Origin of the sequence: Bacteroides sp. (assembly GCF_030151085.1) — a bacterium.
In the GTDB taxonomy this organism is placed as follows: Bacteria; Bacteroidota; Bacteroidia; order Bacteroidales; family Bacteroidaceae; genus Bacteroides.
The window spans coordinates 1-11,870 of sequence record NZ_JASLER010000033.1 but is presented as its reverse complement, the minus strand read 5'-3'; the positions used below and the strand labels follow the sequence as shown (position 1 = coordinate 11,870).

10 protein-coding genes are annotated in these 11,870 nt (G+C 40.2%); 4 read left to right on the top strand and 6 right to left on the bottom strand.

The features are described 5' to 3' along the window. Window positions 1-7 precede the first annotated feature (7 nt). A complete protein-coding gene (locus Q1W14_RS05660) occupies window positions 8-388 on the bottom strand; it encodes a diacylglycerol kinase family protein (protein WP_300699818.1) in 381 nt (126 codons plus the stop codon). Between the two features lie 10 nt (window positions 389-398). Then, window positions 399-2,615, bottom strand: coding sequence for a RelA/SpoT family protein (locus Q1W14_RS05655; protein ID WP_300699817.1), 2,217 nt, complete (start codon window positions 2,613-2,615; stop codon window positions 399-401). Between the two features lie 224 nt (window positions 2,616-2,839). Here Q1W14_RS05655 and Q1W14_RS05650 point away from each other — a divergent pair, with 224 nt between their 5' ends. From Q1W14_RS05650 to purT, 3 genes are all read left to right on the top strand, one after another. Further along, window positions 2,840-3,499 carry a hypothetical protein gene (locus tag Q1W14_RS05650; protein WP_300699816.1) on the top strand — a complete coding sequence of 220 codons (660 nt, stop codon included), beginning with the start codon at window positions 2,840-2,842 and terminating at the stop codon, window positions 3,497-3,499. 106 nt (window positions 3,500-3,605) lie between these two features. Next, window positions 3,606-5,123, top strand: a complete 1,518-nt coding sequence (locus Q1W14_RS05645) for a DUF4301 family protein (protein WP_300699815.1) — start codon at window positions 3,606-3,608, stop codon at window positions 5,121-5,123. A gap of 102 nt (window positions 5,124-5,225) precedes the next feature. Further along, complete coding sequence (gene purT, locus Q1W14_RS05640) at window positions 5,226-6,392, top strand: formate-dependent phosphoribosylglycinamide formyltransferase (protein WP_300699814.1); 1,167 nt, start codon at window positions 5,226-5,228, stop codon at window positions 6,390-6,392. A gap of 55 nt (window positions 6,393-6,447) precedes the next feature. Here purT and Q1W14_RS05635 read toward each other — a convergent pair whose 3' ends face one another. After that, window positions 6,448-6,939 (bottom strand): PepSY-like domain-containing protein, encoded by a 492-nt coding sequence (locus tag Q1W14_RS05635; RefSeq protein ID WP_300699813.1) that lies wholly within the window; start codon window positions 6,937-6,939, stop codon window positions 6,448-6,450. A gap of 98 nt (window positions 6,940-7,037) precedes the next feature. Next, window positions 7,038-7,868 carry a 4-(cytidine 5'-diphospho)-2-C-methyl-D-erythritol kinase gene (gene ispE, locus Q1W14_RS05630; RefSeq protein ID WP_300699812.1) on the bottom strand — a complete coding sequence of 277 codons (831 nt, stop codon included), beginning with the start codon at window positions 7,866-7,868 and terminating at the stop codon, window positions 7,038-7,040. 194 nt (window positions 7,869-8,062) lie between these two features. Between ispE and dnaB the strand changes: the two genes are divergently transcribed. Next, a complete protein-coding gene (dnaB, locus tag Q1W14_RS05625; protein WP_300699811.1) occupies window positions 8,063-9,637 on the top strand; it encodes a replicative DNA helicase in 1,575 nt (524 codons plus the stop codon). 175 nt (window positions 9,638-9,812) lie between these two features. Here the strand turns inward: dnaB and Q1W14_RS05620 are convergent, their stop codons facing one another. Next, window positions 9,813-10,601, bottom strand: a complete 789-nt coding sequence (locus tag Q1W14_RS05620) for an N-acetylmuramoyl-L-alanine amidase-like domain-containing protein (RefSeq protein WP_300699810.1) — start codon at window positions 10,599-10,601, stop codon at window positions 9,813-9,815. Window positions 10,602-10,707: 106 nt separating this feature from the next. Then, window positions 10,708-11,870, bottom strand: a 1,163-nt coding sequence (locus Q1W14_RS05615; protein ID WP_300699809.1) for a beta-galactosidase small subunit, incomplete at its 5' end; no start/stop codon positions are given.

Here is an 11,870-nt window from a genome sequence, read left to right as displayed (position 1 = left end):
ATAGTTATTAGTGATTTGTTTGTATCAAGGTTAATATATAAGGTGCGAATATAATCAATCCTATAATTGCCGCCGCAACAGCGCATACAAGCACTGCTCCGGCGGCAATGTCTTTTACCTGACCGGCAATAGGATGCCGTTCGGGAGAAACTAAATCCACCAATCTCTCAATGGCTGTATTGAATAGTTCGGCAGCAATCACGACTCCGATGCAAAGAAGGATAATCATCCACTCCATAAGGGTGATATTAAATGCAACTCCTGCAATGATGACTATGCATGTAACAATAAGGTGAAAACTTAAATTCTGCTCTTTGCCTATGCAGCTTTTAATGCCTTGCCAAGCATAACCGAAACTGCGAAGTTGCTTCTTCAAATCATATTTCATGATTATTTATTTAATTTCGTGATACTTGCTTTACTCCCTTAATTGTTCTCAGTTTCTTTAGCAATGCTTCTAATCGTCCCGTATCGCCTACCATAATGGTGAGCGTACCGGAAAATAAACCATCGTTAGAATCTATTCCGATACTGCGGAGAGTGATGCCGGTCTCTTTGGCAATGATAGAAGTAATGTTTGTTACAATACCGATATCATCGTGTCCTACCACACGCAGGGTGATGGGATATTGTGTCCCTTGTGACTTTCCTGCCCAACGGGCTTTTACGATACGATAACCAAAACGCGAATGCAGATCACTCGCATTGGGGCAGTCGCTACGATGAATCTTGATACCCCCTGTTACACTGACAAAACCAAATACATCATCTCCGTAAATCGGAGAACAACAACGAGCCAGCTTGAAATCCAACCCCTTTAAATTCTGATCTATGACAAGTACATCTTCCTTTGTTTGAATCTCTTCGGGCATCCCTTGTTGAAGGTTGTAGCCTTCGGCACTGCGGTAGATTATTTCATCGTGAACGTCGTTATCACGTCTTTGCTGTTCAAGGTATTTGTCCAGGAATTCATTCACATCAAGCACTTCATCGGCAATGGCTTGATAGAAGTCAGTCACCACTTTAAAGCCGAGACGTTTGATAAGGCGCATCATTGTAGCCTCGTCATACTCCATTTTGCGGTTCTTGAACTTACGTTCCAATGTCTCTTTGGCAAAAGCATGCTGGCGGGCGGCCATTTCCTTCAATGCCTGACGTATCTTGGTACGTGCTTTCGAAGTAGTTACAATGTTCAACCAGTCCTGTTTCGGCGTTTGGGTATTGGATGTCATAATTTCCACCTGGTCGCCACTCTGCAAAATATGTTTTAACTGTACATTCTTATTGTTAACCCTGGCACCGATACACTTGCAACCTAATTTGGTATGAATATGGAAGGCGAAATCCAGCACAGTGGAACCTTTACCCAATTTAAATAAATCCCCCTTTGGAGTAAAGACAAAAACTTCGTCTTCGTATAGGTCCAATTTGAAACGATCCATCGCTTCAAGGCCATTATCGGAATTTTCCAAAGCTTCACGTACGGAAGTCAACCATTCGTCGATTCCCGTTTCACCTTTAATTCCTTTGTAGCGCCAGTGAGCGGCAAGACCACGTTCGGCAATCTCATCCATACGCTCGGTACGTATCTGCACTTCCACCCATTTGCCTTCAGGCCCCATTACGGTGATATGCAAAGACTCGTATCCGTTGCTCTTGGGCACGGAAAGCCAGTCACGCAAACGCTTTGGATTGGGTTGGTACATGTCTGTAACAATTGAATAAGCTTGCCAGCATTCCAGCTTCTCCTTTTCCTGAGCAGAATCAAGAATCACACGGATGGCGAACAAATCGTATACGCTTTCGAAAGGACATTTCTGTTTCTTCATCTTCTGATAGATGGAGTGTATGGATTTAGTTCGTCCTTTGAGATGGAACTTTAATCCGGCCTCTTCCAGCTTCTTTTGTATAGGGGCAATGAAAGCGGCAATGTACTTGTCTCGCGAAGCTTTTGTTTCGTTGAGCTTTTCTTTAATATGGTAGTACCTTTCCTTTTCTGAATATTTCAGCGAGAGATCTTCTAATTCTGATTTTAGTTTGTATAAACCAAGTTTGTGGGCGAGGGGAGCATAAAGATATGCTGCCTCATTGGCCACTTGTCGGCGGGCATTGTCATTCTCACAGTGTTTTATCTGCCGCATGATGTTTACACGGTCGGCAATCATGATGAGAATTACACGCATATCTTCGGCAAAAGACAGCAAGAAGTTGCGGAAGTTCTCCGACTCGATAATCGGACTTTTGGAATATAATTCGTTTACACGTATCAGTCCGCGAATAATGCCTGCTACGTCCTCGCCATAATTGCGTTCTACCTCTTCGGTGGTGCAAATGCCACAACGTACAGAGTCGTGAAGCATCAGACCAAAGATAGAAGCACGTTTCATGCCGATCTCTTCCACTACAATAACAGCGGTTTGCATATCCTTAATGACTGGGTTCAAACCGAATGTATCGCGTTGGATATGATTATTCTTTATTGTATTGACAAGATGTGTTTTCAGTTTCTTGCAGTCACCTTTCAGGAGCGTTTCGCCGGAAAGCTGCAATAATTTTCGATAGAGCTTGAAGAGTAATCCCTTCTCATCGGTAGTGAAAAATTCATCTGTTTCCATAATCGTCCGTATTTTGTGCCTCAAAGTTAGTTTTTTCTTGTTTTATATTGTAGTTTTTTTCATAATTAAATTACTCTAAAGACTTTTTGATACTTATGGTGGCAGAAAAATTATCATTTATCCTTTAAAACCAATTTCTTACTTTGTCGGAAAATAAAGAATTTATCAACAAGGATTTGTGTGCTGTTTTTTTTGTATATTCGCAATAAAATGTCTGATTTGCCATGAAAACGAAAATGCTTATTTCCTTAATTACTTTAGTGCTGTCCCCAATTATGATTTATGCTCAGCATCCTGTAACACCACAGAGGGCTCAACTGGTTCTAAAAGATAGTACTGTCATCGAGGGCTATGTAAGATCTATGCCTTCTAATGTAGATTCTACTATTTCCTTTAGTGAAAAACCTTCTAGTAAGATAAAAAGGTATGGTGCTAGTAGTATCGACTATTTAAAAGTATTAGAATATGATGATAAATATTATAATCCATCTCCTCACTCCGATAATTTGGATGCAAATTTAGTGGGTGTTTGGGTACCTATGTATATAAATAATGAAATAGGTAAAGTTGGGCAAGTTTGGCGTGATCAAGCTTTATTAATGAAAACATATGAAGGAAAGAATGTATGTGGCTTTATTGGTTGGGACTATTTTCATGGATACAGATGCTATTATAAACTTCAAGATAAATGGTATGCCAAAGCCTTTTTCCCTCTAAAGAAGATGGATAAGCATCGTAAAAAAATATTGCTTCAAGAATTTGAAAATTACCCGGAAATGATCAGTAAAATAAATAGTGGAGAACTTAGTGATGAAGCCATTTCTGAAAACCCTTTTATCCTTTTAAAGGAACTGGATAACATACTTAATAGAGTAAATAAGTAGAAGGCTTTGCTCCTAAAGTCGCAAAGAACTTTTTTTTTCTTGTTTTTGTAGGCAGCCGTTCTTCTTTTTTTGTATTTTTGGGCATGAATTAATAAAACAATATATTATGATGACACCGCAAGACAAAGAGTTGCTCGCTAAAAAGGGCATCTCCGAACAACAAATTGCCGATCAGTTGGCTTGTTTTGAGAAAGGTTTTCCGTACTTGAAGTTATTCGCTGCAGCTTCTATTGATAAGGGTATATTGGCTCCGGACACCGATGAGCAGGAAAAATATTTGAATGCGTGGGAAACATATACTCAGACTGATAAAACAGTTGTAAAGTTTGTGCCGGCTTCGGGTGCTGCTAGTCGTATGTTTAAGAATTTGTTTGAATTTCTGGGAGCTGACTACGATATTCCTCAATCAAGTTTCGAAAAAACATTCTTCGAGAAGATTGAAAAATTTGCTTTCTATAATGATTTAAATGCTGCTTGCATAAAAACAGCGAGTAAAGATATTCCTGCATTGATAGCTGACGGTAACTATAAAGCAGTAGTTGCTGCATTACTTGAAACTGCCGGATTGAATTATGGTGCTCTTCCCAAAGGCTTGCTGAAGTTCCATAAATATGAGGATGGTAGCCGTACTCCGCTGGAAGAACATTTGGTGGAAGGTGCGTTATATGCTGCCAATAAAAATGGCAAGGTGAATGTACATTTTACCGTATCACCCGAACACCGTGCTTTGTTTAAAGCTTTGGTAGATGAAAAGGCAGCTCTTTATGCCAAGAAGTATGGTGTGGATTATAATATTTCTTTCTCGGAACAGAAATCAAGTACAGATACTGTAGCTGCCGACATGGAAAATAATCCGTTCCGTGATAATGGAAAGTTAGTGTTCCGTCCGGGTGGGCATGGTGCACTTATTGAAAACTTGAATGACCTCGACGCCGATATTATCTTTATAAAGAATATAGATAATGTGGTACCCGATAAATTAAAAGGAGATACTGTATTATATAAGAAGCTGATTGCCGGTGTACTGATTACTTTGCAACAACAAGCTTTTGCTTATTTACAATTGTTGGATGGTGGTAAATATACCCACGATCAGATTTTGGAAATCCTTCAGTTCCTACAAAAGAAGCTTTATTGCAAGAATCCTGAAGTGAAAGATCTCGAAGATGCTGAATTGGTGATCTACTTGAAGAATAAGTTGAACCGTCCGATGCGTGTATGTGGTATGGTGAAGAATGTGGGTGAACCTGGTGGTGGCCCGTTCCTGGCATACAATAGCGATGGTACTATCTCATTGCAGATACTTGAAAGTTCACAGATTGATATGAACGATCCTGAAAAGAAGGACATGTTCGAAAAGGGTACTCACTTCAATCCGGTAGATTTGGTTTGTGCTGTAAGAGATTATAAGGGCCATAAATTCGATCTCGTGAACTTTGTAGACAAAGCTACTGGCTTTATCTCATATAAATCAAAGAACGGTAAAGAATTGAAAGCACTTGAACTTCCCGGACTTTGGAATGGTGCTATGAGCGATTGGAACACTGTATTTGTAGAAGTGTCTCTGAATACATTCAATCCGGTGAAGACAGTGAATGATCTGTTGAGAGAACAACACCAATAAATTGAAGAATGATGAATGAAGAATTTGGCTGAGCTGTGATGCAAACATTCCGCAAGGCATTCTTTATTCATCATTCTTTATTAATAATATTTATATACTTAGATGAAGAAAATTTTATTGTTAGGCTCCGGTGAATTGGGTAAGGAGTTTGTGATTTCTGCACAGCGTAAAGGGCAGTATATCATTGCCTGTGATTCGTATGCCGGAGCTCCTGCTATGCAGGTGGCAGATGAATGTGAAGTGTTCAGCATGTTAGATGGTGATGCTTTGGAACGCGTAGTGCGTAAGCATCAGCCTGATATTATTGTACCGGAAATAGAGGCTATCCGTACAGAACGTTTGTACGATTTCGAAAAGGAAGGTATTCAGGTAGTGCCTAGTGCGCGTGCTGTAAACTTCACGATGAACCGTAAGGCGATACGTGATCTTGCTGCCAAGGAACTCGGCTTGAAAACCGCTAAATATTTCTATGCAACATCTTTAGACGAATTGAAAGAAGCTGCCGGTAAGATTGGCTTTCCTTGTGTGGTAAAACCGTTAATGTCTTCTTCCGGAAAAGGTCAGTCTCTCGTGAAAAGTGCCGATGAACTGGAACATGCTTGGGAATATGGCTGTAATGGAAGCCGTGGTGATATTAAAGAACTTATCATTGAAGAATTCATTAAATTTGATAGTGAAATAACCTTGCTTACTGTCACTCAAAAAAATGGTCCTACTTTGTTTTGCCCACCTATCGGACACGTGCAAAAAGGAGGGGACTATCGTGAAAGTTTCCAACCTGCTCATATTGATCCTGCTCACTTGATAGAAGCACAGGAAATGGCAGAAAAGGTTACTCGTGCTTTGACTGGTGCAGGTTTATGGGGAGTAGAGTTTTTCCTTAGCCATGATAATGGAGTTTACTTTTCCGAGCTTTCTCCTCGTCCGCACGATACAGGTATGGTGACTTTGGCAGGCACACAAAACTTGAATGAGTTTGAGTTGCATTTGCGTGCCGTATTAGGTTTGCCTATTCCGAATATTAAGCAGGAGCGCATAGGGGCAAGTGCCGTTATCCTTTCAACAATTGCCAGCCAGGAACGTCCTGAGTATCGCGGAATGGAAGAGGTTACAAAAGAAGAAGATACTTATCTTCGTATTTTCAGTAAACCTACTACCCGTGTTAACCGTCGTATGGGTGTTGTACTGTGCTATGCGCCACTTGGAAGTGATCTTGACGCACTACGTGATAAGACAAAAAGCATCGCTGAGAAAGTAGAAGTGCTGTAGTGATGAAGATTTTACGAAGGTGTGTCAGTACAATGTGACACACCTTCGTAGAATTTTAATTATCAAAAAATAGCTCCGGATAAATCTCTCCTCCAAGCTCACTTACATTCAGGTCTTTTATCAGTTCTCCATCTGTCGCATAGAATAGCTGATACTCTACATCAGAATTATATTCTTCTACTTCTATAAGAATCACTGGGTCATGATTAGGAAAAGTAACGATTCTCACGTCTCTCAGTCTCATAGATGCCCAGTCACTTTTCATAAATGTTGCTTTTACAGCATCCGGTAATTTCTCCAGCGATTCTACATCGTTTGATGTCATGATCCATTGTCCATCAGTTTTAAACCATACATCTACTTCATTATTATTCATAATGAATTCAGCAATGTAACTCTCGCCTATTTGTTCCCACTCCACATCAGAAGCTTTGGGAAACATTTTTTTGAAGGTTGTCTCCACCTTTGAAGGAAGGCCTTCGGCAAAAGCGGCTATTGAAAATGCCAATAGCAAACTTGCCAATAAATAAAATCTTAGCTTTTTCATAATCAGGTTGTTTTTTTAATCTTGGTTTTATATATATCAAAACACTTCTGATTATCTTTTGTTTACTAATTTCTAATTGTTTTTTTGATTCGTTTCTTTTAGAACGTCAGTTCTCCTTTATATACGAATGCCTTTTCCCCGAAGTCTATTTCCGGTAGTACAATATCGGTTTTAAACAATCCATATACTGATGAACCTGAACCACTCATGGATGCATATAAGGCTCCTTGCCTATACATTTCTTCTTTAATTTCTCCAATGGCGGGAAATTGGGGAAATACACTTTCTTCAAAATCATTTATCATGCGTTCTTTCCACTCCTTGACCGGCAATTGTATGAGTTCTTTTAGAGACATGTCGGGGTGGTGAGGCTTTATTTGCGAGAATGCCTCCCGTGTTGAGACAAAAATATCGGGTTTTACCAACCATATCTGATATCCTCTAAGAGATAGTTGGATAGGGGAGAAGATATTTCCGATTCCTTCCGCATATATAGGTTTGTTTTTGATGAAAAAGGCACAATCTGCTCCTAAGCTGGCAGCGTAGGTCTCTAGCGCTTCATCTTCCAGTCCGAGGTTGAATTTATCATTAAGCAATTTCAACATAAAAGCTGCGTCTGCCGATCCTCCGCCTAATCCTGCTCCTGATGGGATATGCTTGAACAAATGAATGTCGATGGGAGGCAGATTAAATTCTTTATCCAGTAACTTATATGCTTTCACTACCAGGTTGTTTTCCGCTTCGCCGGATATCTCTAGCCCTGCCTGATGCAAACGATATTTCTCGTTTCTTTCGTGCAATATATTAACTTCCAGCGCATCATCAACAGGAATAGGATAAAATATAGTTTCCAGATTATGATATCCGTCAGGGCGTTTTTCTGTGATGTTCAGCCCAAGGTTTATTTTGGCGTTTGGAAAGACAAGCATCTTCTTTAGTTATAAGTTATGATTTATAAGTTATTTGTTGGTGGATGCAAAGTTAACAAATTATTAATAACTTATCTCTGATTCGTCATTGAACGATTAAAGAAAAAGAACTATCTTTGCTCTCCCTTTTTTGTAGATACTCTTATAGAGCCATCAGCAAATAATTTATAACTCATAACTTATAACTATATAAAGTGGCAGAACAAAGAAGAAACTCTCGTACTCCAAAAGGTAAGACGCCGCAGCCTGTAACAGACTACGGGCGCATCCAGCCGCAAGCTCCTGAACTGGAAGAAGCTGTGTTGGGTGCTTTGATGATTGAGAAAGACGCTTATTCGTTAGTAAGTGAAATTCTTCGTCCGGAGTCCTTTTACGAACACCGGCATCAGTTAATATATTCAGCAATTACCGATTTGGCTGTAAACCAAAAGCCGGTCGATATTCTTACTGTAAAAGAGCAGCTTGCCAAACGGGGGGATTTGGAAGAAGTGGGTGGACCTTTTTATATCACCCAGTTGAGTAGTAAAGTGGCATCATCAGCGCACATTGAATATCATGCTCGTATCATTGCGCAAAAGATGCTGGCCCGTGAATTGATAACCTTTACCAGTAATATTCAAAGCAAGGCGTTCGACGAAACCCTGGATGTGGACGATTTGATGCAGGAGGCAGAAGGCAGACTGTTTGAAATTTCACAGCAGAACATGAAGAAGGATTATACGCAGATTAATCCTGTTATTGCCGAAGCATACGACTTGATTCAAAAAGCTGCTGCACGTGCCGATGGTTTGAGTGGTTTAGAAAGTGGTTATACGAAACTGGATAAAATGACATCCGGTTGGCAACGGTCCGACCTTATCATTATCGCTGCCCGTCCTGCCATGGGTAAAACAGCCTTTGTACTTTCTATGGCAAAGAACATTGCCGTAAATTTTCGTAATCCTGTAGCTCTGTTCTCTCTTGAAATGAGTAACGTACAGTTGGTAAACCGTTTGATTTCCAATGTGTGCGAAATTCCGAGTGAGAAGATTAAGAGTGGTCAATTGGCGGATTATGAATGGCAGCAATTGGATTACAAACTACGTGATTTGCTGGATGCTCCGTTATATGTCGATGATACCCCATCTTTGTCTGTTTTTGAACTTCGAACGAAAGCCCGCCGATTGGTGCGTGAACATGGGGTGCGAATTATTATCATTGACTACCTTCAGTTGATGAATGCTAGTGGTATGGCGTTCGGTAGCCGTCAGGAAGAGGTTAGTACCATTTCCCGATCCTTGAAAGGGTTGGCGAAGGAACTGAATATTCCTATCATTGCTTTGTCACAGTTAAATCGTGGTGTGGAGAATCGTGAGGGTGAAGAAGGTAAACGTCCTCAGTTAAGTGACCTTCGTGAATCCGGTGCCATCGAGCAGGATGCCGATATGGTATGTTTTATCCATCGTCCTGAATACTATAAAATATTCACTTCGGCTGATGGTAGTGACTTACGTGGTATGGCCGAAATAATTATTGCTAAACACCGTAATGGTGCTGTAGGTGATGTGCGTTTACGTTTTATCGGTCAGTTTACCCGTTTCGCCAATCCGGAAGACGATATGGTTATTCCACCTCCTGCAGAGGGTGGGGGAACTACATTTGGTTCACGTATGAATGCTCCTATCGGAAGCTCTTCTACGCCACCGCCTCCTTCGGCGGCAGACTTTGTGCCACAGACTGATAATCCATTTGGTGGAGTAGGTTCTTCAGATGGACCGTTACCTTTCTAAAGCGGATTGACATCTTATTAATAGTATGTTGCACAATAAATTAATATCGTGTTTACACGATATACGTAACGTGTAAACACGATGTTAACATGATAAAAGTAGACAAATTAAGGGGTGTTTCTAGTTTGCTAGAAACGCCCCTTATTATTATTTATTGTAGATATGATAATCTCAATTATTTTTTCATTCTCAATACCCGTATGCCTGTCCATTTGCTATTGTCCTTTAACATCTGTGACAATGCAACTTTAGAAACTTCTACTTTCTTGTCAGTTGAAGAGGCATGTAGCAGGGTAAGTTTACTATCTACATAGAAAGCGATGCCCAAGTGAACTACATCCAGTCCTGGAGTATTGGTAGTAATGGCGATGATATCACCGTTCTTGATCCAATTAAATCCATTATAAGGAAGCTTGTTTTTGGGGAGGTAATTAATTGTTTGTCCGCTTAAAGATTGCTCAATCTCTTTCATCTTGGCAACGTTTTCATTTGAATTGGCAAGTTGCTTGTACTGTTGGGGATGGGTAGTCATATAAGAGATAGACAACTTCTCGGTAGCTGTACCTTTGGTTGCTGTTACATCTTCAAGAAAACCGTTGCTTACACCGTTGTTGATCCAGTCTGAAATGTAGTGTAAGCGTGAAGTATAGCCATCGATATTACCATTACGATAGCGTATTTTTTGTAAGTTTTCTGCGAAGTCACCTTCTGCAACCTGACCCTCTTCCGTAGGAGAAAGAGATTCAGCCAAAACATATTCTACAAATGTCGTGCAATCTACTTCATCACAGTTGATGATGAGTTCTTCAGGACCATTCATTTCCAACGTATGTGCTACGTAAGGAACATCTAAATACTTTATACCATTGCTCAGCATTACTTCATTACTATCTTGTGCAGAAGCAGAAGTTATCATTGCTGCGGCACAAATTGCACTGAACATAATTTTAGTCATTACTTTCATTGTTTTCTCTTTTGGTTAATATTCTTATTTGTCTTAAAACATAAAAAAGGATGCAGCAAATTTACTACATCCTTTTCATAAATACTTAATCCGAAGGGATTAAAATTCAATATTGCTGAATTAATTTTTTATAATCGTCCTTATTACCGAAAGGAACTATAGTGAAACCATATTCTATAGCATTGTCTTTTCCCGGACGTATCAAATAAGGTTCATGAGCAATAGCTCCCCAGCTGTTATCTCCTCCGACACCCATCATGCGGTAGTCAATAAACAAATCTACTAACTTTTCAGGCAAAGGATCGGTAAGATGGCGATGAACAGTTTCACTAGTTCGTGGAGCTGCATTATGGATACTTTCTCCACTGTCCAAAACTCCTAAAGGATAGTTTGATGCATTCAACTCAAAAGTTCGGTCGGCAATAAACAGCAGGCCTTGTTTGGAGTTTTGCATGAGGGCACACCAATAAATATCTGTACGATGATTGTTTTCTTGCGGACGTATGTAGGGTTCGTACATATCTCTGATAGGAGTTGTATATTCTCCGATAAATTGTGAAGTACGACGATCGCGGTAGTTCTCCTTCGGTCCACGTCCGTAGTAAGTCAAAGTCGTAAATGTCTCCGGTAACTGCATTCTCAAACCAACGCGTGGTATCATAGGGGCTTGGTTACCCTCTGCAATGAATTGGTTATTGACTTTGATAATACCATTAGCATATATCTTATAAGTGATATTCCATTGCGCATCTGTTTGCGGGAAACGATAAGCCACCTTCACGGTAGTGGAATCATTTCCTTTAGAGACATTGAAACTCTCCGCTTTCAGATCCTGATAGCTGGCTTCTTTCCATACTTTAAGTCGAACGGGTAATTGTGCTCCATAATCATTGTCCGTCGGTGCACGCCAGAAATAGGGGCGGGGACCTTGACCGTCTAAAATGTACTCTTGTTTTTTATACTGATAAGATACCAATAAACCACTTTGTTTATCAAATGTAGCTTTGAATTCAGAACCAGAGAACGTAATTTGTGTAGCGGCATCCTGAGATGTGGCTAGTTTCTGAGCTGGTGCTTCTGCTTTAAAGAAGGTATGAATATATGTCTGTTCACGAGCAATTACCGTACCGGTGGGTAAAAATGGTTCAGGAGCATGTATAGCTGCATAGAATTCGATGCGTACATCTCCTGTAGTGTATTTCTCTTTAGGAATACCTTTTAAGAAACCACTGGTAATTGTTTTGCCCGGTGCAGCGTTAACCTTTTCAA

Excerpts from the sequence above, each read along its gene's own strand:
- Q1W14_RS05660 (WP_300699818.1), bottom strand. The coding sequence starts at position 388 with ATGAAATATGATTTGAAGAAGCAACTTCGCAGTTTCGGTTATGCTTGG.
- Q1W14_RS05635 (WP_300699813.1), bottom strand. The coding sequence starts at position 6,939 with ATGAAAAAGCTAAGATTTTATTTATTGGCAAGTTTGCTATTGGCATTT.
- Q1W14_RS05650 (WP_300699816.1), top strand. The coding sequence starts at position 2,840 with ATGAAAACGAAAATGCTTATTTCCTTAATTACTTTAGTGCTGTCCCCA.
- purT (WP_300699814.1), top strand. The coding sequence starts at position 5,226 with ATGAAGAAAATTTTATTGTTAGGCTCCGGTGAATTGGGTAAGGAGTTT.
- ispE (WP_300699812.1), bottom strand. The coding sequence starts at position 7,868 with ATGCTTGTCTTTCCAAACGCCAAAATAAACCTTGGGCTGAACATCACA.
- Q1W14_RS05620 (WP_300699810.1), bottom strand. The coding sequence starts at position 10,601 with ATGAAAGTAATGACTAAAATTATGTTCAGTGCAATTTGTGCCGCAGCA.
- Q1W14_RS05655 (WP_300699817.1), bottom strand. The coding sequence starts at position 2,615 with ATGGAAACAGATGAATTTTTCACTACCGATGAGAAGGGATTACTCTTC.
- Q1W14_RS05645 (WP_300699815.1), top strand. The coding sequence starts at position 3,606 with ATGATGACACCGCAAGACAAAGAGTTGCTCGCTAAAAAGGGCATCTCC.